Raw genomic sequence first — 18,891 nt, 5'->3', positions numbered from 1 at the left:
TTATGGACGGGGGAGAGATGAAGGGGAGGAAGGCCACAGACGCGCTTGCCAATAGACCACGGGAACGGTAAATACCAGCCAGATCATACCTGCAATATAGCCGCCTACAATGTCGGTAGGAAAATGAACTCCTAAATATACACGGCTGAGGCCAATCAAGAGAATGAGCAATGCACCAAGAACACACGGAAGGAAGAATGTTCGCTTATGAACCATTCGTTCTATAGCCCAAATGGCAAATATCATTCCGTAAAATCCCATGGAAATCATCGCATGACCGCTGGGGAAACTGTAACCCCCCGCTTCCACCAAATGTTGAAGAGACGGGCGTTCCCGTTGTAAAAATTCTTTTATGATCGTATTTAGCACCCACATCGCGGTAAAGCTGCTTAGGATGGCAAAGGAGTACGCTTTTGAACGGAGATAGACCCAGCACAAGATTGCGGTACCGATTGCTATCAGTAATGATATGCGGAATGAGCCTAACGATGTAATGAAGATGGCGACGGGTAGCAGTTGGTAATGAGTAGCAGCTGTGTCTGGAAAAACAATATCTTGAATGCGCTCATCCCAATATAGAAAAGGAGCTGTGCCAATCCATCTTACTGAATAGGCAATGAGAAGTAAGACAGCGATCATGATCATAGATGCGGATAGACTGCGACGCAAATAGCTTGGTAAGAATCGGAATCGTTGAGGTTCATGGGATAGCATATGTAGTAAATCGCCTCCTTATGGCTGTGATAGATTGATTTTGTGTACTATTAACTTAACGAAAAATGAACTGGAGAGCAAAATCAGACAGAGACAATAGGCTGATTGACGCATATAAGTGCGGGGTAAAGGGATCGTATTACAGCGTTTGTAATGCCAGGGCCGGAAGTGGATTAGGAATCACGAAGTAAGGGCTGCTTTACGGAACTGAAATCCATGGAGGTGTTAAGGATGATTAAAATAGTGACATCAGCAGAAAGACATACCTCAAATAAAGGATGGATTCATAGTGAGTTTAGCTTTTCGTTTGCAGATTATGAAGATCCGAGCAATGCCCATTTTGGATGTATGCTGGCCCATAATGATAATGAGCTTAAACCGCAGCAAGGGTTCAAAAGACATCCGCATCATGATTTGGAAATCGTTACCTATGTAATTGAAGGTCTTCTGCATCATAGCGACAGCTTGGGCCACGAACAGGATCTGAAAAGCGGCTCGATCCAGGTTATGAGTGCAGGCACCGGGATTGAACATGAGGAGCGAAATCCTGGGGATGAAAAACCGGTTCGCTTTTTGCAAATGTGGTTTCTACCTGAGAGTCCTGGCCTTCAGCCTTCTTATCAGGTACAAAGATTCAAGCATAGTGAACGCCTAAATCGACTTCAGCCTGTAGTGTCTGGTTCAGAGGTGGAGGGAGCGCTATCCATTGCACAGGATATAAATCTGTATCTGAGTAGATTGGAAAAGGGACAGCAGCTTGAATATCCGCAGCAAGAAGAGCGCCGTACTCACATTTATATCATTAGCGGTCATGTCGAAGTTACGTGTCAGGATGGGGAATTTCAGTTAAGACCTGGTGATGCCGCGCGAATTCAAAAAAGCTGTACATTAAAGATACTAGCTACAGGGAATGAGGAAATATCTGAACTGGTATTAGTAGATTTGCCTTGAAGTGTCCATGGGTAAAGGAAGAAGTGTATGAAAATACGTATATGCATCGAAAAAATAAAGCTCGTATCCCTTGTGCGTCTGTTAAGACGACCGGAGATACGAGCTTTATTTATGGTGACAAACTTTAAATAGCCAAGCTGTCTGTCCTACAAGCTGGTTTAGGAGGACTTACGCAATCTACCCAGTTCGGAGACAATGGCTTCAACCTCTGAAATGCTGAGGTTAGGCTTGCTGATCACCATATCGTAGACATCATGGATGTCCTCGTATTGCTCTAGCGAGAAAGCGGAAGCCTGCATAGCAGCACCACTCGCCATACGAAGCTTGGTTTTAATGCCCTCAATCATATACTCAATGTTGGCATGAGACGGTACAGACAAATCCATCGTTAATGTTCCATCCTTTCATAACAGGGGAAGTTGCCTGTATTGTATCATGTTTTTGTTGTAGAATGTACTGATAGCCAGATTATCGATATACAACTGAATGAAGGAGGATGGACAAAGTTGTCTTTGTATAATCGAGCTTCTACATCCGGTCGCTCACCCTTAGAACCTACTAATGTAGAGAAAACAGATCGCGACGGACTCGCACCGTTTTTCCGAGAAATTCAACATCAGCATGCTATAGATAAGTTGACTTTTGTATGTATCGGTACAGATCGCTCGTCGGGTGACTCACTCGGGCCACTGGTAGGCACTATGCTCAAGGAGCAAGGCTTTCCACATGTGATTGGCACAATGACGGAGCCTTGTGATGCGGATCATCTGGTTTCATACTTGGAGCGTATTCCCCAAGATCATCATGTGATCGCCATAGATGCTTGTCTTGGACAGCATGGCTCAACGGGAATGTTCCTTGTTGCCCGTGAACCGCTAACCCCTGCGCGATCGGTTGGTCTGTCTCTGCCGTCTGTCGGGCATTATAGCGTTGCAGCGATTGTGAATGAGCGCAGTGCCAAACCGTACTGGACACTCCAGATGACGTCGCTTCACCTGGTCATGACGATGGCTGCATATATTGCAGATGCAGCGGCTTGTGAATTTGGTTTAAAAACAGCTTCGCAAGATTTTCCAGCGGGTTACCGTTTCAGATATTGATGGTCTGCTTAATAATATACATCAGCATGTTCTACTTACTAATATATTCAGAACGAATAGATTATATACAGAGAAGGAAGGGTTCCACATGGAAAAGGTATTATGCGAAGGAACGACGATTTGCTATGCCGAACAAGGAAAAGGAGATCCGATCATTCTATTGCACGGATTTTGCGGAAGCTCCTCCTATTGGGATGAGGTTGTTCCCTTGCTATCCCCAAGCTATCGTTGTATTGTTCCAGACTTGCGTGGACACGGACGCAGCGATGCTCCACTCGGAGCCTATACGATTGATCAAATGGCAGACGATGTGCTTAAACTTCAGGAACAGTTGGACATTCCTCAGGCTGCATGGTTTGGCCACTCCCTAGGAGGTTACTTGGCTCTTTCCGCGGTACAGAGACATGCAGAGCGTCTGACAGCCTTTGGACTGATTCATTCGACGGCTTATGCAGATACGGACGAAGGTAAAGAAAAGCGGAACAAGGCTGTATCCACCATTCAAACGGAAGGGATTACAACCTTTGTAGATGGACTCGTACCAGGATTGTTTGCTCCTGAACATGTGGAGTCGATGCCGAACCAACTACTAAAAGTCAAAGAAATTGGCTACAAAACACCTCCACAAGGAGCCGTAGGAGCAACACTGGCTATGCGCGAGCGCCCGGACCGTCGGGATGTGCTCTCGGCTTCTGCATTGCCAGCTCTTTTAGTAGCAGGGGAGCAGGATCAGGCGGTTCCTCCAGCACGGACGTTTACAACAGATCGAACCGGGGTAACCCAGGTTACTCTACCGCAGTCTGGACACATGAGCTTGATCGAAGCACCGCAGTTATTAGCGAATGCCATCTTGTCATTTTTAGATCAGAACTTGAAAAAGTAGAGTAAGGTAAGTCTAAAAACCGGAACCTTCTGATGTGGTATCAGAGGGGATCCGGTTTTTTGCTGACTTGTTGCTTCCTATTGGTTAATGTGCAAAATGCCTAAGTCATATTGTTTTTGTTCAAGGCAAACGCCGTCGGCAAACCGTCAATACTCTCTAAATTCTTCTCGTATGCATACTTTTTAAGTGCTTCTTCGCCCATCTGAATCGCCACGTCCTTCAGCTTTTCCCGTTCGCTCGTGTAAGTCATGAAGGGAACTGCAAAACCACATGAATGTTGTACCATATGAACATCAACAACAATGATTTGTCTTGCTCCAGGCAGTGGATTGAAGAGAGGATAGAGCTCATTCCAACGCTTTGTATTGGGCAGTACGACTGTGCCAGTACCAAAGAGCCTTAATACACAGGGCTCGCCTTCAAATGCACAGAACATGATGGTTACCCGTCCGTTTTCTATAATGTGCGCACTTGTCTCGTTGCCACTTCCCGACAAGTCGAGATAGGCTACCTTATGATCTGATAATATACGAAAAGAATCATAGCCCTTGGAGGAAATATTCACATGCCCCGTCTCAGATACAGGTGCTGATCCTACAAAGAAAATATGCTGCCGCTGTATGAACTCCTGATATTCCGGTAGTATCGAACTAAATTGTTTTCCCATACTTCAACATCCTTCCCGTAAAATATTAACTCATGATTTTGTTTCTATAGAAAATAAATATTATATTTTATTTCGCGAATCAATATGTTAAAAAGATTATTTTTGTTTCTTATGAAACAAAAATAACATGAGACTAACGGAGAATCAATATCAAATTTTCGAATACTTGTATTTGAAGTTGATCACATGACGGCTACAAAACACTTTGCTACCCGAATGTTACGTGTTGTACGTGATTTTCTGAGTGCCGGATCATTGATGCTATAAATGATTTGTAACTGTGCTAAATGAGTTTACGCCATGTCGGCGGCATTTGGCTTTTAGACAAGGATGTCTTACAATCAGAAGGGACAGGGTTGCTGGGTCTCTAGGCATCAGGATGAAAGGAAGGGAACGGCTTGCTTAGAAAAGATTATTTGCTTAGCATGATGGAAGAATTGACATCAGCAGTGGCATCGGTGCTCGGTCTGAGGCGTGAAAATAAACACATCGAAGCGCTAAAACAACTAGATGACCTACTCAACAAGCAGTTTCGCCTTCGTTCAGATTTGCTCAGACGATTGCCGCCGGAACAAATTATTGAGCTTTTCCGAATGGGCCCTGGGATGGAAGCGGATGAGCTTCAGCAAGTGGCTCGCATTCTGGAAGAAGAAGCTGTTATATACATGGAGACCAGCAGATTAGACGAGGGCATACGAATTTTAATGAAATCTCTTCATTTATATTTGTACAGCGATCTGAATGGCGCGACTCGTGATCTACAGGTCCTGCCTGAACGAATAGCGTGTATCGTAAAACTGCTTCATGAATATGAACTCTCTCCGGAAACCAGCAGGCTGTTAGCTGTTCATTATGAGCGGGAAAACAGGCTGGACCAAGCCGCAGATGTCTGGTTTGGATTGGCATGGGAGCAGCCGGAGCTGAGATCAGAAGCAGAGACATTTTACAGTCAGTTACTGGATAAGACCGATGCAGAGCTAGAACGGGGTGGAATTTCACGCCAGGAAATCATCGAGGGTTTGTCCGAGATCACCCAATTACATGAAAGAAAGTGAGATGTACCTTTTGGATTCACTGCGCGAACTTGTATACCAATTGACCACGGGAGGATCCCTCATAACAGCAACGCTGAGTCAGCTGCGCAAACGTGAGGATGCTTCTTTTACTAAAGTACAAATCAAACCTGTGGAATTGAAAAACAAACTGCATTACCAGTTTGCCTTTCATTACAGCAACAAAGTCATTCATGAAAATCTGACCCCTGACGAAGCTAATGAGCGCATGACTGCCTTGTTTGAGGACACATTCCGTCAAGGACTTCTATGTGCCAAGGATGCAGACTACCAGGTGCTAATCAGTAAAAAATATAAAGTATCCATTCTGACAAAGTCACCGAGCAAAAGTAAAGCCGATCTGTCTCATAATCGCAAAAAGCAATATGTGCTTGAGGAAGGAGAGCGTATTCCTTTCCTGATTGAGCTGGGGATTATGAATGAGGACGGTAAGGTACTGGCCCGCAAATACGATAAATTCCGTCAAATCAACCGTTTTCTCGAAATGGTGCAAGATGTATTGCCCAGCCTTCCGGTAGGCCGCCCATTGACGATTGTGGATTTTGGCTGCGGCAAGTCGTATTTGACCTTTGCCTTATATCATTATTTGGCAGTACAGCAAAAACGACCTTTGCAGATTGTTGGTTTGGACTTGAAGGCAGATGTCATTGAAACCTGTAATCTTCTGGCTCAAAAGCTGCAATATCGACAGTTGGAGTTTCTGGTCGGAGATATCGCAGACTACAATGAACTGGAGCAGGTGGATATGGTCGTTACCTTGCATGCATGCGATACAGCAACAGATGCAGCGCTGGAAAAGGCTGTCCGCTGGGGAGCGTCTGTCATTTTATCAGTTCCGTGCTGCCAGCATGAGTTGTTTAGCCAACTGGAAAATCCGGTATTGGAGCCTTTGCTCTCCCATGGCATTTTAAAAGAGCGTTTTTCTGCACTGGCAACGGATGGAATCCGGGCCAAGCTGCTGGATATGATGGGGTATCGGACACAGCTCTTGGAATTTATCGACATGGAGCATACGCCTAAAAATATTCTGATTCGTGCTGTCAAAGGCCAAGCGGGAGAACGGTCCGTTCTGTGGCGTGAGTATACAGCATTTCGGGATTTTATACATGCTGATCCTTATTTGGAACGTGCCTGTGCGGATTTGCTTCCCGAAGGGGCGGGACAGCAGCAGACACACAGCTAAGAATATAGTAAAAGTGGAGCCATTGCAGGGTGGCTCCACTTTTTTGTAGTTTACAGTTCATGGTTGCTGTACGCCAACATCTACCCGCCATAGGCACTTCTAAAAGCGGTGCACAAGACATCACGATCCACCTTCCACAATGCCGCGAGCTCCTCGCTGACATCTTCGTCCCACCAGTCGCACAGTAGTTTGCGGTTGCTATGGTTTTCCGCAATCCAGATGAGGTGGCCGACGACCTTGCGGCAATATAGCTCCTCGCCCTGCTTGACCAGATCAGGAGCAATGTGAACAGGCAGACGTTTGCAGGTTCGGTACAGCTCTTTGCTGCATGCGCGGCGGATACCACGAGCCGTGGGTAAATGGGATTGTGGATTGTCATGTTTGGGGAATTTGCCGGGAGGCATATTGTACCCCCTCCTCTCTCTCACAACTTATGCGGGCACAGGAGCCGGGGTCACTGACCTCCCTGATTGCGTGAAGTGGCGGCGTGTTCTGCCGCTGTGATACACTAATGAAAATAGAGAAACAGGCAGGGAGTGGGAAGAGAAATGGACCATATATCTAGTATCATTAATTATTTGTTTGAGATCATTCGCAGTCTTGGGTATTTTGGTATTATGCTAGGCTTGATGGTGGAGGTCATTCCAAGTGAAATTGTCCTCGCTTATGGCGGTTTTTTAGTGTCCTCGGGTCATATTAATTTTTTTGGCGCAGTCGTGTTTGGAACGATTGGTGGGGTGCTGGCCCAGCTGTTTATTTACTGGATCGGACGCTATGGCGGCAGACCCGTATTAGATAAGTATGGTAAATACATACTCATCAAAAAAAGTCATGTTGACCACGCTGAAGCCTGGTTCAATAAATATGGCACAGGGGTCATTTTTACAGCTCGCTTTATCCCTGTTGTTCGTCACGCGATCTCAATCCCTGCCGGGTTGGCTCGAATGAACGTATGGCGCTTTATTATTTTGACGACGCTGGCGATTATACCTTGGTCTGTTTTGTTTATATATTTAGGTATGCTGCTGGGAGACAAGTGGGAGCAAATTGACGAAGTGGCGGCACCTTATATCAAACCCATTTTGCTGGTTGCTCTTGCACTCTTGATCATTTATTTTGTTATCAAATGGATTGTAGCCAAAAACAAAAAAGGAAGTGTATAACATGAGCCGTACTAACGTATCGCAATATTTCGGCAAGGGCTTGAGTCCTGAACAATTTATGGAGGGCATGGAAAAGAACAAAGAAGCCTTCCGTTCTGGATACGATCAGTTTGTGTGGAGCAGCGAAGAGGATCGGGAGTTTTTTGAAAGCCTGAACCATCGTGATGATCTGCGTGTGCTTATTTTGGCTGCCGACTGGTGTGGGGATGTCGTACGCAATGTGCCAGTTGTGTTCCGCGCGCTGGAGAATAGCGGTATTCCAACCGAAGTATTGATTCTGGAAAATCATCAGGCGCTGATGGACGACTTCCTGACAATGGGCGGACGTGCTGTGCCGATTGTGATTTTTGCGGATACAGGAGGTCATGTACTTGGCCACTGGGGACCACGCCCTGCACATGTCCAACAAATTATGATCGAATTCAAACGTGAAAACCCAGATCGGGAAGCCGATGACTATCAAGAAAAAATTGCAGTAGCTCGCAAAGAAATGGCTGAAAAATATGGGGAGGGAACCGAGGTCCATCCTGTGATTGTTCAGGAATTACGCGAGCTGATCTCGGGATTTTAACTTATGACCTTATCAATTCGCAGCTTTAATCTGGGTCCCCTTCAAACAAATGCTTATTTGCTTCAAGGGGATGATCCACAGCGCGCCGTTATTATTGATCCAGGAATGAATCCGGGTCCTTTGCTGAGAGCGATTGAGTCTCTAACCATTGAAGCTATTCTGCTGACTCATGCCCATTTTGACCATATTGGAGGGGTGGAGGAGATTCGCAATGCGAAAGGATGCCCGGTGTATCTGCACGCTTTGGAGCAAGACTGGCTCACATCTCCTAAGCTGAATGGCTCCCTGATGTGGCCAGAGGCATCTCCACCGATCTCGACAGGACCTGCCGAATATGATTTGGCGGAAGGTCAGCAATTAAATCTAATCGGACACACGTTCAAGGTGCTCCATACACCGGGGCATTCACCTGGAAGTGTTAGCTTCTTGTGTGGCAAAGATCTTTTCTCGGGGGATGTGCTATTCCGTCAGGGCGTCGGACGCACAGATCTGACTGGTGGTCGGGAACGCGACTTGTATGATTCCATTCAGAATAAGTTGTTCCCGCTTGGAGATGACGTTACAGTTTATCCTGGTCACGGACCCAAAACATCCATTGGTTATGAGAAAGCCAACAATCCGTACATTCGGTAAATTTGATAAACGTTAATTAATTGAGGCAAAATCAAAGAAGTGACAGGTTTTGCCTCAATTCGACAACAAAATATAAATTATGTATAGACAAAGGTTTTTATTTTTGTTAACATAAATTTATTAAAGTTACATACTAAACTCGCGAAGCACGCAAGCTGTGGATGAATCCCGGTTTGCGTTCTTTTTTTTGCCCATTAAGAGGATAAAGAGGCATGAGGCCATCAGATCACAAGGGGGAGCAAGAATGAAAAGAAAACATATATATGGTGTACAACGTGAGAACGAAGGCAGTTTCCGTCTTTCCGAAATAGTAGATATTGAAGATGTTGTGGTAGGTTCCGAACCGAAGATCATAACTTGGAAAAAGGTAAAACGGCGGGGCGGAACCCTTACGCAAAATTGGCATATACGGCTTAATGAGCATAGATTTGGACGTGGAGACGATCGATTATGAAGATACATAGATGATATAGACAAGCTACCTTTTTTTTAGTAGACTTAGCAGATAAGTTCAGACAAACGGGGGGGCTAACGATGCATCATTTAGGAGCTAGAATTATGATCGTCGCGGATGCTTTTGAGCAGAATCTTCCTGTGGGCGAACATGGTTATATCATTGCTTACGACCGTAATGCGGACAATGCTTTTGACTATGTCATTCGCGTACCGAAGGTGAACCGCAATTTTTTTGTACCATCCGGAGACATCGAGCTGGAAGAGAGTATTCTCAAGCTGGAAGCCGAGCGGATTGAGCGTGAAGCGCTGATAGATTATGCCCTTGCTACCCATAATGAGCAACTGTTCATGCATGTGATGAACGGTGGTATTGATTCGGTAGAGACTGAGGAAGAAGAAACCGCGGCGGAGTTGTTGTCACAGGCTGATTTTATCAGACAAGTCAATTTGCGTGCTTGGATATAGGAATCGGCTGTTGCCGACTCTTTTTAACAATATATAATGGGCACGATTTCAGCTGCTATAGTTTTCTTGAAAGAGCACCGAAAGGTGCTTTTTTTATATTCTTTTAGTAACATTTACCTCATTAATGTACAGTCTGCTTCTGTACCGCGTCAAAGATTGAATTGTATAGGGTTCTATCCTATAATTAAAAACGTTATTTCAAAGTTCGGTGTAACATTTTTGATACCAGGATTTTGCAAAATCCGATTCCAGTCGCTTATTGGATTTTTATATATACATGAGGAGGGTTTTGAATGAACATTTCCAAGGAAGATGTCCGTCACGTAGCCAGGCTGTCCCGGTTGAATTTGACCGAGAATGAGGAAGAAACGATGACAGGGCAATTAAACGCCATTCTCCATTATGCGGAGAAGCTGAATGAGCTGGATACGGAGCAGGTAAAACCGACCACTCATGTGCTGCACGTCAGCAATGTCATGCGGGACGACGAAGTTCGCGAAAGTTTGACGCATGAGCAAGTGATGCGTAATGCACCTGAAGAAGAAGATGGACAGTTTAAAGTTCCTGCTGTTCTGGAATAGATTTCACATTTGAAAGGAGGATGCAAATTGAGCTTGTTTAATAACACATTGCCGGAAATACATAACAAGCTGCATCAAAAGGAAATTTCCGTGAGTGATCTGGTGGGGCACGCTCTGGAGACAATTGATGCGCGGGAAGACAAGATCAGAGCCTATATTACCGTTGACGAGGAACAGGCCCGGGCATCCGCACGTCAGCTGGATGATCAGCTGATTTCCGGAGAGGAAAGAGGATTGTTGTTTGGCCTGCCGGTTGGTATTAAGGATAATATCGTGACGGAAGGGCTACGCACAACATGTGGCAGTCAGTTTTTGAAAAATTTTGATCCCGTTTACGATGCCACAGTGGTTGGCAAGTTACGCGCAGCGCAAACCGTGACACTTGGTAAAATGAACATGGACGAATTCGCTATGGGTGGTTCTAACGAGAACTCCAGCTTTTTCCCCGCACGTAACCCTTGGGATTTAGAACGTGTTCCCGGCGGTTCCAGTGGCGGCTCGGCTGCGGCTGTTGCGGCGGGTGAAGCTTATTTCACGCTCGGTTCCGATACAGGCGGCTCCATTCGCCAGCCCGCTTCTTATTGCGGCGTAGTTGGCCTAAAACCAACCTATGGTCTGGTATCCCGTTTTGGACTGGTGGCCTTTGCTTCATCTTTAGACCAAATCGGTCCGATTACAAAAAATGTTCAGGATTCGGCCTATGTCCTGCAAGCCATTGCAGGCTATGACCAGAAGGACTCCACCTCTGCGAAGGTAGACATTCCTGATTATTTGAACGCTTTAACCGGAGATGTAAAAGGTCTTCGTATCGCTGTACCTAAAGAGTATCTTGGTGAAGGCGTAGACCCACAGGTCAAGGAAAAGGTGCTTGATGCACTGAAAACTCTGGAAGGATTGGGCGCTGTATGGGAAGAGGTATCTCTTCCGCACACGGAATATGCGGTTGCGACATACTACCTACTGGCTTCATCCGAAGCATCATCCAATCTGGCCCGCTTTGACGGTGTGCGCTATGGTGTGCGCGCTGACAATCCAGATAACCTGCTTGATCTGTATCATCAGTCCCGTACGCAAGGGTTTGGTCCTGAGGTGAAGCGTCGGATTATGCTTGGCACCTATGCACTCAGCTCCGGGTACTACGATGCTTATTATTTGAAAGCTCAAAAAGTGCGAACACTGATCAAACAGGATTTTGATCGTGTATTTGAACAATATGATGTGATTATCGGACCTACTGCACCGACTACCGCTTTCAAAATCGGCTCCCAAGTGGATGACCCATTGACGATGTATTTGAACGATATTTTGACTATTCCGGTGAGTTTAGCTGGCGTGCCGGCAATCAGTATTCCTTGTGGTCTTGCAGATGGAATGCCAGTCGGACTACAAATTATCGGGAAAGCCTTTGACGAGTCTTCTGTACTGCGCGTAGCGCATGCATTCGAACAAAATACTGAATTTCACAAGCAGCGTCCGCAGCTGTAATTTGGCAAAAAGGAGGGAACCTATTCATGTCTACAACTACATCGAAGTATGAGACGGTCATTGGACTTGAAGTCCATGTGGAATTGCATACGAAGTCCAAAATATTTTGTGGATGCTCGACATCCTTCGGAGCGCCGCCAAACTCTCATACATGTCCGGTCTGTCTTGGACATCCTGGAGTATTGCCTGTATTGAATCGTCAAGCCGTTGATTATGCGATGAAAGCGGCAATGGCGCTCAATTGCACCATTGCTGATGTGAGCAAGTTTGACCGCAAAAACTATTTCTACCCCGATTCACCGAAGGCTTACCAAATTTCGCAATATGACCAGCCGATCGGCGAGAACGGCTGGATTGATATTGAAGTGAACGGTGAAACCAAGCGTATCGGTATTACCCGGTTGCATCTGGAAGAGGATGCGGGGAAATTAACCCATGTTGATGGTGGCTATGCGTCTTTGGTTGATTTTAACCGGGTCGGCACACCATTGGTTGAAATCGTTTCGGAGCCGGATATATCTTCGCCGGAAGAAGCCAAGGCTTATCTGGAAAAAATACGTGCCATTATGCAGTATTGTGACGTATCCGATGTGAAGATGGAGGAAGGCTCGCTTCGTTGCGATGCCAATATCAGTCTTCGTCCGCATGGTCAAAAAGAGCTGGGAACCAAAGCGGAACTGAAAAACATGAACTCCTTCCGTGGCGTACAGCGCGGACTGGAATATGAGCAGTTCCGGCAAGAACAGACCCTGGACGAAGGTGGAACGATCGTACAGGAAACACGTCGCTGGGATGAGGCACAGGGTAAAACCCTGTCCATGCGTGGTAAGGAACAGGCGCACGACTATCGTTATTTCCCGGACCCGGATCTCGTTACACTGCATATTGATGAGGAGTGGAAAGAACGTATCCGTGCTTCGATTCCTGAATTACCCGACCAGCGCAAAACACGTTACACTTCGGAATATGGATTACCTGAGTATGATGCACAGGTAATTACGTCCTCCAAACCATTGGCTGATTTGTTCGAGGATAGTCTTCAGTACACCAAGGATGCCAAAGCAGTATCCAACTGGATTATGGGAGATTTACTCGGCTATTTAAACAGTGCCAGTGTAGAACTGTCGCAGGTTAAATTGACAGGTCGGGGCTTGGGTGAAATGATCGGACTACTGGAGAAGGGGACGATCAATAGCAAAATAGCCAAAACGGTCTTCAAGGAAATGCTGGAAAGTGATAAACTGCCACAGCAAATTGTTGAAGAAAAAGGGCTTGTGCAAATCAGTGATGAAGGTGCAATCCTGACAATTGTCGAGCAAGTTGTAGCAGCCAACCCGCAATCGGTCGAGGATTACAAAGCTGGCAAGCAAAAGGCCATCGGCTTCTTGGTCGGTCAAGTGATGAAGGAGAGCAAGGGAAAAGCCAACCCGGGTCTCGCTAATAAGTTGCTGACAGAAGTGTTGAACCGTTAATGGCATAGTTATGACAGGGGCTTGTCTTTTAGGGACAGGCCTCTTTTGCATAAGTGCAGAGAACGTATGGGCATCGAACAAGTATCAGAATCGTAATGACATATTATAGTTTCCTTAGGAGGGCAAACAGCATGGTTACCCTATGTTCATTGGAAGATGATGATATTGTCAGTCAGATATGGCGTCTTCAGCACGTCGCTTATAGACTGGAAGCTGAGCTGATTGGATTTGATGAGATTCCTCCACTGATGGATACATTGGAGACACTTAGAAGCTGTGGAGAGTCTTTTTATGGGTGGTTGGAGGATGATGAACTGCTAGGAGCGCTAGCTGTGCAGTCTGAATCGTCTGGTTCGCTTACCCTTACACGTATGATGGTTCATCCAGATCATTTTCGCAAAGGGATTGCGGACTCCTTAATGAAGCATGTTTTGAATGAATATCAGAATGTCCCGCTGTTTATCGTCACCACAGGAACTTTAAACACGCCTGCAGTGACACTTTATCGAAAACATGGTTTTCGACCCGTTTCCGCGGCAGAAGTGGCCCCAGGTGTGGAATTAACCACCTACCATTTGCATAACGTGGAATAATACTCACAAACCGCGTGCCCGGACAAGGAAGCACGACACAACCGGGAGGAGAGACTCGAATGAATAATCCGTGGATTATAGATGATTCACATATCATTTTACGGCTATTACTGTCCATGCTACTCGGTGGATTCATTGGCTTTGAGCGAGAACGTTCCAATCACGCTGCTGGTTTGCGGACTCACATTATGGTCAGTCTTGGTTCGACGCTGATTATGCTGCTCTCCATTTACGGCTTTGCTGATTTTATTAAAGAAGCTAATGTGCGTATAGATCCAGCTCGTTTGGCTACGGCGGTGATTACTGGCGTAGGCTTTTTGGGGGCAGGTACAATTATGTTCACAGGTAAATCCATTACTGGACTCACGACGGCTGCTTCCATTTGGGTCGTAGCTGCCATTGGCCTTGGGGTGGGAGCAGGCTTCTATTTACCTTCTATAGCAGCAACGGTGCTCGTATTTTTAAATTTATGGGTGTTCAACAAATTAGAACTTCGGTATATGCGTGGACGCAAGCCTCATCTTATTACACTGTACGGATTGTCCTCTCACGGATTGCTCGATCAAATTTCGACTTATTTAGAGCAAGAAAAAGTGGAAATACGTAAAATTATGATTAAAGAACATGAGCATGTTCCATTTCATGAATTGCATCCGGATCGTCAGAGTATGGAGGTTTCCCTGGAGGTGCTGGCCCGACATGACTTTAATGCGGTACGTATTGCAGCTGATTTACGACAATGGGAAGATATAGCTGCAGTCTCCGTTGAGTGATCATAACCCTTTTTTTTACAGTTACTATCAAATCTGATTGGGGTACTATGTAACCATCAAAGCATTTTTCAGCGGAGCTACGTATGGAATTCAAAGGGGAGGATGGCATGAACTCGGAACAACCGTTACCGTCTGGACAGCCTGGGCAGCCACATGGACAGAAACAGCGGGGACGTCTGCAATACGCTAAATTTCGCAAAGTAATTGCTATTATCATGGCAGCACTGATACCAGGAATGGGACATCTTTTCTTAGGATTGTTTATTAGGGGACTTACATTTATTGTATTGCTCCTGCTAGATATTTTTGCGATGCTGTATGTTTCCTCAGATGGATTGAGGATTAACATCCCATTACTTATTTTGCTTGGATTGTTCATACCCGTATTATATTTTTATAATGTATATGATGTACTACAGTCAGCGGATTACATGGTTCGTTATCGGCGCAAGCCGGATCAATATGCACGAATGGATGCTAGAGGTCAGCAAAGCAGTCCTTTTTATGCATGGGAAAGAGGTTTTGCTTTTGCAGTGCTACTGGTGGCAGGCGGTGGACTTATGATTCTGTTCCGCATGAAACCTCGCTGGTTAAGCATTTTCTTCGAAGATTATGGATTTCTGACGCTGGCCATTATATTAATGATGATCGGTTTATTCCTTTTTCTAAGGGAAGCCTTTCTATCCTTTAAACGTAAAAAGTTGAAAGAAAGAGGGTGAAGCAGGCGTGCACCGCAAAATAAGAGTCGGCCGCTACACCTCTTCGCTTCTGTTGATGGCTGTAGGCATTTTGCTGATTGTAGATGTGCTTCAGAACACGGAATATATGCTTCAGCTCCTTGTGTGGTGGCCTGTAATCTTTGTGCTTTGGGGACTGGAGTATCTGATTTTTTTTGGTGTGTATTATCGCCAAGAGGGCAAGCCTGACAACGGACGACGTTTTAGACCTGACTTAAAGGGGATTCTGTCCGCTTTGGTAGTGGCTGCTTCGGTTTTTATCGTGACCCAGCAAAACCATTATATGTACCTGTGGAACCGGGTTAGTCTCAATCTGACATCGGCCTCTATGGATTTTAGCCAGGCTAAAGAGAATCGGTATGATATGGGCGGTGTGCTGGTACCGGTAACTATGCAGACGTCCGATTTAGTAGTTGATTCAGTGAATGGAGATATAACACTGATCAGACGGCCGGTATCCAATATAGAGGTACGTGGGACTCTATGGGTGGATCAAGCGCCTGCTGCCGAAGCGGACAAGATTGCTCAAGCTTCTTCACTGACTTCTACCGACGGCAAGACCATCCAGATTCGTCCAGAGGTACAGTCATACGGAGCATCAAGTAAACGTCAGCCTCGTATGAACATGTTGATCACCGTACCAGAGGATCGGCGGTTCAACATGCAGATTAGAACCTCCAACGGGAATATCACCTTGAATGGAGTTGACGCTATCGACAGCATCCGGCTTGAGAGCGGTAATGGGAATCTCACAGTTAATGACGCTATTGGCAATGTCAAAGGAGGCACCCTGAACGGACAAATTAAATTGCATCGGATTTCCGGAGATGTGGATGTACGCACGAACCGTGGAGATATGCAGGCAGGGGATATTGAAGGGGCCGTGTCACTCCACACCATGGTAGGTGACATTCAGGTCGCTCGTTCGGAAGGGGATATCACCGTTGATACTCAGAATGGTGACATGAATGTGCTGAATTCTACAGCCAAGCTGAATGCAAATTCGCTTAATGGCGCTATCAAAGTGCATAGCGAGCAGGTAGGTGGGGATTGGAAAATATACAGTGCTGTCGGTGATATCGTATTGGAACTTCCATCGAATGGAGATTTTCAGTTAGAGGGTTCAAGCAGTTATGGTAATCTTCAGTCTGATTTTCCGTTTAAAATAGACAGTAAAAGCATTTCAGGCCAAAACGGAGATGGCAAATATGTGATTAGCGTAGAGGGTAACAGCAATTTAACCATTAAAAAGTTGCTGATGCCGTCGTTACCTTACTTGGATGATTCTGGGGGATCGACTGTGCCTGATGCAACTGGAATTTCTCCAGATGAGACTGAAGTTCCTGTGAACGATACTTCTATAGGAACATCCAGGGACAATACGGCGCGTTGACAAGAATCTTGAGTAGACCGTACAATGTGAATAGCTTTAGAAGTGAATTTTAAATAGATGCGTGGTAATTGATAGGATTGCAAGTAAGGGATAAGGCGGTGGACATATATGGCAGCACGCGTCCAGCATGCTTTGGAACTTCTGAAGAAGACAGGTGTACGCATAACACCCCAGCGCCATGCCATATTAAACTATTTAATGGAATCTATGGGGCATCCGACTGCAGATGAAATATATCGTGCGCTTGAGTCCAAGTTTCCAAGTATGAGTGTGGCTACGGTTTATAATAACTTAAAGATGTTTATAGAAGCGGGTATGGTACATGAGTTGACCTATGGAGATAACGCCAGTCGTTATGATGCCAATATTTCGGAGCACTATCACATCATTTGCGAAAAATGCGGAAAGATTGAAGATTTCAGTTATCCGTATTTGGCAGATGTGGAACGCCATGCCGCGTTGGAAACTGGCTTCGAGGTGCATGGACATCGTATGGAGTTACACGGAGTATGCAAGGCTTGTAGTAACAAACAATCGTAACGAAACAAGGAATAGAAGTTTTTTGTGCGGTATGTATATATTGTAATGGATTGGAAACGTGAGGAATTCCCCATAAGTGGGGATTTACCGCGTTTTTTTATTTGAATCACTTTGTTTTTTGTTTCAAGTAATCTGTTAAAGTTACAAAATACAGAAATCAAAATTTCTTAAAATGGAGGTTCCATATTGGCTAGAAATCATTCCAGACGCCGCCGTAAACGTTCTCGATTCAAAGGAGCGGCAAGCCTGCTATTAATCGCAGCGATTATATGTGCAATTACTGTCGTATGGTACGGTAATCCTCTTCACGAGAAACCCGATTGGCAGGGGAGTGTCCGACCTATTTTTATGAAGGGCAAGTTGACCGGATATGAAGCTCAAAGCTCCGGTAAGAACATCCTGATGCCGCTTAAATTGATACAAGGCCAAATTGACCCTACAATTCGTTATGAGGATGACAGCCAAACCGTCATTATGGCAACGAGACAAAGCTTGCTCCATATGAATGTTTCAAAGACACAAGGCGAACTGAATGGTAAAACATATACGTCTAGCGCTGCTCCTCAGATAATCAGTGGAGAGGTGTATGTCCCCATTGAGGCTGTACGTGAAGTATATGGTATATCCATCCACGAAGACCCTGTAACAGGTGCCGTCATTCTGATGAAAGCCGGAGAGAAGGTCAGGCTAGGTAGTGTAGAAAAGAAAGATGGGCAACAGGATGCTAGGATAGCTTTGCGTAAAGAAGCCTCTAGTCTATCCTTTATTCTGGCAGATGTATCACAGCAAACGAAAGTACGCATCTGGTCTCAACAGGGCGACTGGTATTTTGTGCAGTTAGACAATGGTTATGCAGGATACATTAAGTCAGACTGTATCTCTGAAGGAGAAGAACTTGTGATACCTTCGGTTAAGGACGATTTGTCAATCTCTGAGAAGCATTGGCAGGGTAAACCTGTGAATCTCGCTTGGGAAGCCGTCTATAATCGTAGGCCTGATCCTTCCAAATTTGATCCTATGCCTGGAGTAAATGTGGTGAGCCCTACATGGTTCAGCGTCGTTGATCATGAGGGTACTGTAGAAAGCAAGGCGGACCCTGCATATGTCAGCTGGGCACATCGTAAGGGGATAGAGGTATGGGGCTTGTTGAGCAACAGCTTTAATCCCGAAATAACAACAGAGGCACTATCTACCTTTGAACGTCGAAAGTCGATTGTAGATAAGATGATTTCACTTGCCCAAGAAAATGATCTGGACGGTATTAATATTGACTTTGAAAATGTTCATACAAAGGATGGTCCCAATGTCACCCAATTTTTACGGGAACTTAAACCGATGGCTCGGGAACATGATTTGATACTGTCCATTGATGTTACGCCTAAATCTCAAAGTGAGATGTGGTCTGCCTTCTTGGATCGAAAATCATTGGGTGCGATTACTGATTATCTCATGGTAATG

The 18,891-nt window shown here is 45.4% G+C and carries 23 protein-coding genes (1 of these 23 cut by a window edge); 19 read left to right on the top strand and 4 right to left on the bottom strand.

All coding sequences use genetic code 11. From position 1 onward, the window contains the following. Positions 1 to 714, bottom strand: a complete 714-nt coding sequence (locus tag EGM68_RS21450) for a phosphatase PAP2 family protein (RefSeq protein ID WP_040102889.1) — start codon at positions 712 to 714, stop codon at positions 1 to 3. Positions 715 to 945: 231 nt separating this feature from the next. Between EGM68_RS21450 and EGM68_RS21445 the strand changes: the two genes are divergently transcribed. Continuing rightward, positions 946 to 1,665, top strand: coding sequence for a pirin family protein (locus EGM68_RS21445; RefSeq protein WP_019688597.1), 720 nt, complete (start codon positions 946 to 948; stop codon positions 1,663 to 1,665). Between the two features lie 158 nt (positions 1,666 to 1,823). On the opposite strand, the gene EGM68_RS21440 is transcribed toward EGM68_RS21445, so the two are convergent. Further along, positions 1,824 to 2,051, bottom strand: a complete 228-nt coding sequence (locus tag EGM68_RS21440) for a DUF1128 domain-containing protein (protein ID WP_013373034.1) — start codon at positions 2,049 to 2,051, stop codon at positions 1,824 to 1,826. 120 nt (positions 2,052 to 2,171) lie between these two features. On the opposite strand from EGM68_RS21440, the gene yyaC reads away from it, so the two are divergent. Next, positions 2,172 to 2,765: a spore protease YyaC gene (yyaC, locus tag EGM68_RS21435; protein WP_129549969.1), complete on the top strand. Its 594-nt coding sequence runs from the start codon at positions 2,172 to 2,174 to the stop codon at positions 2,763 to 2,765. Between the two features lie 88 nt (positions 2,766 to 2,853). After that, complete coding sequence (locus EGM68_RS21430) at positions 2,854 to 3,648, top strand: alpha/beta fold hydrolase (RefSeq protein WP_129549968.1); 795 nt, start codon at positions 2,854 to 2,856, stop codon at positions 3,646 to 3,648. 100 nt (positions 3,649 to 3,748) lie between these two features. Here EGM68_RS21430 and EGM68_RS21425 read toward each other — a convergent pair whose 3' ends face one another. Continuing rightward, entirely contained in the window at positions 3,749 to 4,315 is a 567-nt protein-coding gene (locus tag EGM68_RS21425; protein ID WP_129549967.1) for a pyridoxamine 5'-phosphate oxidase family protein, read from the bottom strand. A gap of 398 nt (positions 4,316 to 4,713) precedes the next feature. On the opposite strand from EGM68_RS21425, the gene EGM68_RS21420 reads away from it, so the two are divergent. After that, the gene (locus EGM68_RS21420) at positions 4,714 to 5,370 is read left to right on the top strand and encodes a DUF6483 family protein (RefSeq protein WP_129549966.1); all 657 of its coding nucleotides are present in this window, start codon (positions 4,714 to 4,716) and stop codon (positions 5,368 to 5,370) included. Beyond that, positions 5,357 to 6,571: a class I SAM-dependent methyltransferase gene (locus EGM68_RS21415; protein WP_016324720.1), complete on the top strand. Its 1,215-nt coding sequence runs from the start codon at positions 5,357 to 5,359 to the stop codon at positions 6,569 to 6,571. The genes EGM68_RS21420 and EGM68_RS21415 overlap by 14 nt, the downstream gene beginning before the upstream one ends. Before the next feature lie 80 nt (positions 6,572 to 6,651). On the opposite strand, the gene EGM68_RS21410 is transcribed toward EGM68_RS21415, so the two are convergent. Continuing rightward, positions 6,652 to 6,975, bottom strand: coding sequence for a dehydrogenase (locus tag EGM68_RS21410; RefSeq protein WP_129550359.1), 324 nt, complete (start codon positions 6,973 to 6,975; stop codon positions 6,652 to 6,654). 144 nt (positions 6,976 to 7,119) lie between these two features. Between EGM68_RS21410 and uptA the strand changes: the two genes are divergently transcribed. The 14 genes from uptA to EGM68_RS21340 form a co-directional block, all read left to right on the top strand. Continuing rightward, positions 7,120 to 7,734, top strand: a complete 615-nt coding sequence (gene uptA, locus EGM68_RS21405) for an undecaprenyl phosphate transporter UptA (protein WP_013373027.1) — start codon at positions 7,120 to 7,122, stop codon at positions 7,732 to 7,734. 1 nt (position 7,735) lies between these two features. Continuing rightward, complete coding sequence (locus EGM68_RS21400; protein ID WP_013373026.1) at positions 7,736 to 8,305, top strand: thioredoxin family protein; 570 nt, start codon at positions 7,736 to 7,738, stop codon at positions 8,303 to 8,305. A gap of 3 nt (positions 8,306 to 8,308) precedes the next feature. Then, positions 8,309 to 8,938: an MBL fold metallo-hydrolase gene (locus EGM68_RS21395; protein WP_025675431.1), complete on the top strand. Its 630-nt coding sequence runs from the start codon at positions 8,309 to 8,311 to the stop codon at positions 8,936 to 8,938. A 244-nt stretch (positions 8,939 to 9,182) separates the two neighbouring features. Further along, complete coding sequence (locus EGM68_RS21390) at positions 9,183 to 9,392, top strand: hypothetical protein (RefSeq protein WP_025675432.1); 210 nt, start codon at positions 9,183 to 9,185, stop codon at positions 9,390 to 9,392. A gap of 80 nt (positions 9,393 to 9,472) precedes the next feature. Beyond that, positions 9,473 to 9,859, top strand: a complete 387-nt coding sequence (locus EGM68_RS21385) for a hypothetical protein (RefSeq protein ID WP_025675434.1) — start codon at positions 9,473 to 9,475, stop codon at positions 9,857 to 9,859. A 293-nt stretch (positions 9,860 to 10,152) separates the two neighbouring features. Then, the gene (gatC, locus tag EGM68_RS21380; protein ID WP_013373022.1) at positions 10,153 to 10,440 is read left to right on the top strand and encodes an Asp-tRNA(Asn)/Glu-tRNA(Gln) amidotransferase subunit GatC; all 288 of its coding nucleotides are present in this window, start codon (positions 10,153 to 10,155) and stop codon (positions 10,438 to 10,440) included. A 27-nt stretch (positions 10,441 to 10,467) separates the two neighbouring features. Then, positions 10,468 to 11,925, top strand: coding sequence for an Asp-tRNA(Asn)/Glu-tRNA(Gln) amidotransferase subunit GatA (gatA, locus tag EGM68_RS21375; RefSeq protein ID WP_025675437.1), 1,458 nt, complete (start codon positions 10,468 to 10,470; stop codon positions 11,923 to 11,925). A 26-nt stretch (positions 11,926 to 11,951) separates the two neighbouring features. Continuing rightward, positions 11,952 to 13,397 carry an Asp-tRNA(Asn)/Glu-tRNA(Gln) amidotransferase subunit GatB gene (gene gatB, locus EGM68_RS21370; RefSeq protein WP_013373020.1) on the top strand — a complete coding sequence of 482 codons (1,446 nt, stop codon included), beginning with the start codon at positions 11,952 to 11,954 and terminating at the stop codon, positions 13,395 to 13,397. 131 nt (positions 13,398 to 13,528) lie between these two features. Continuing rightward, positions 13,529 to 13,990, top strand: a complete 462-nt coding sequence (locus EGM68_RS21365) for a GNAT family N-acetyltransferase (protein ID WP_013373019.1) — start codon at positions 13,529 to 13,531, stop codon at positions 13,988 to 13,990. A 59-nt stretch (positions 13,991 to 14,049) separates the two neighbouring features. Continuing rightward, positions 14,050 to 14,763: an MgtC/SapB family protein gene (locus EGM68_RS21360; RefSeq protein WP_025675440.1), complete on the top strand. Its 714-nt coding sequence runs from the start codon at positions 14,050 to 14,052 to the stop codon at positions 14,761 to 14,763. An 83-nt stretch (positions 14,764 to 14,846) separates the two neighbouring features. After that, positions 14,847 to 15,482 carry a hypothetical protein gene (locus EGM68_RS21355; protein ID WP_025675442.1) on the top strand — a complete coding sequence of 212 codons (636 nt, stop codon included), beginning with the start codon at positions 14,847 to 14,849 and terminating at the stop codon, positions 15,480 to 15,482. Between the two features lie 7 nt (positions 15,483 to 15,489). Continuing rightward, the gene (locus tag EGM68_RS21350) at positions 15,490 to 16,893 is read left to right on the top strand and encodes a DUF4097 family beta strand repeat-containing protein (RefSeq protein ID WP_129549965.1); all 1,404 of its coding nucleotides are present in this window, start codon (positions 15,490 to 15,492) and stop codon (positions 16,891 to 16,893) included. A 108-nt stretch (positions 16,894 to 17,001) separates the two neighbouring features. Continuing rightward, the gene (locus EGM68_RS21345; protein WP_013373015.1) at positions 17,002 to 17,433 is read left to right on the top strand and encodes a Fur family transcriptional regulator; all 432 of its coding nucleotides are present in this window, start codon (positions 17,002 to 17,004) and stop codon (positions 17,431 to 17,433) included. 186 nt (positions 17,434 to 17,619) lie between these two features. After that, positions 17,620 to 18,891, top strand: partial view of a glycosyl hydrolase family 18 protein gene (locus EGM68_RS21340; protein WP_129549964.1) — the 5' portion only. It continues 447 nt past the right edge of the window; 1,272 of the gene's 1,719 nt are visible here — the first part of the coding sequence; it begins with the start codon at positions 17,620 to 17,622; its stop codon lies beyond the right edge, outside the window.

Source organism: Paenibacillus sp. M-152, assembly GCF_003856555.1.
Taxonomy (GTDB): domain Bacteria; phylum Bacillota; class Bacilli; order Paenibacillales; family Paenibacillaceae; genus Paenibacillus; species Paenibacillus polymyxa_C.
This window is presented reverse-complemented; position numbering and strand designations above follow the sequence as displayed.

Coding starts and splice junctions, on each gene's coding strand:
- EGM68_RS21430 (WP_129549968.1), top strand. CDS start 2,854: ATGGAAAAGGTATTATGCGAAGGAACGACGATTTGCTATGCCGAACAA.
- EGM68_RS21400 (WP_013373026.1), top strand. CDS start 7,736: ATGAGCCGTACTAACGTATCGCAATATTTCGGCAAGGGCTTGAGTCCT.
- EGM68_RS21440 (WP_013373034.1), bottom strand. CDS start 2,051: ATGGATTTGTCTGTACCGTCTCATGCCAACATTGAGTATATGATTGAG.
- EGM68_RS21345 (WP_013373015.1), top strand. CDS start 17,002: ATGGCAGCACGCGTCCAGCATGCTTTGGAACTTCTGAAGAAGACAGGT.
- EGM68_RS21415 (WP_016324720.1), top strand. CDS start 5,357: ATGAAAGAAAGTGAGATGTACCTTTTGGATTCACTGCGCGAACTTGTA.
- EGM68_RS21355 (WP_025675442.1), top strand. CDS start 14,847: ATGGAATTCAAAGGGGAGGATGGCATGAACTCGGAACAACCGTTACCG.
- EGM68_RS21360 (WP_025675440.1), top strand. CDS start 14,050: ATGAATAATCCGTGGATTATAGATGATTCACATATCATTTTACGGCTA.
- EGM68_RS21395 (WP_025675431.1), top strand. CDS start 8,309: ATGACCTTATCAATTCGCAGCTTTAATCTGGGTCCCCTTCAAACAAAT.
- uptA (WP_013373027.1), top strand. CDS start 7,120: ATGGACCATATATCTAGTATCATTAATTATTTGTTTGAGATCATTCGC.
- gatB (WP_013373020.1), top strand. CDS start 11,952: ATGTCTACAACTACATCGAAGTATGAGACGGTCATTGGACTTGAAGTC.
- EGM68_RS21385 (WP_025675434.1), top strand. CDS start 9,473: ATGCATCATTTAGGAGCTAGAATTATGATCGTCGCGGATGCTTTTGAG.
- EGM68_RS21390 (WP_025675432.1), top strand. CDS start 9,183: ATGAAAAGAAAACATATATATGGTGTACAACGTGAGAACGAAGGCAGT.
- EGM68_RS21365 (WP_013373019.1), top strand. CDS start 13,529: ATGGTTACCCTATGTTCATTGGAAGATGATGATATTGTCAGTCAGATA.
- EGM68_RS21410 (WP_129550359.1), bottom strand. CDS start 6,975: ATGCCTCCCGGCAAATTCCCCAAACATGACAATCCACAATCCCATTTA.
- gatC (WP_013373022.1), top strand. CDS start 10,153: ATGAACATTTCCAAGGAAGATGTCCGTCACGTAGCCAGGCTGTCCCGG.
- EGM68_RS21425 (WP_129549967.1), bottom strand. CDS start 4,315: ATGGGAAAACAATTTAGTTCGATACTACCGGAATATCAGGAGTTCATA.
- EGM68_RS21445 (WP_019688597.1), top strand. CDS start 946: ATGATTAAAATAGTGACATCAGCAGAAAGACATACCTCAAATAAAGGA.
- EGM68_RS21450 (WP_040102889.1), bottom strand. CDS start 714: ATGCTATCCCATGAACCTCAACGATTCCGATTCTTACCAAGCTATTTG.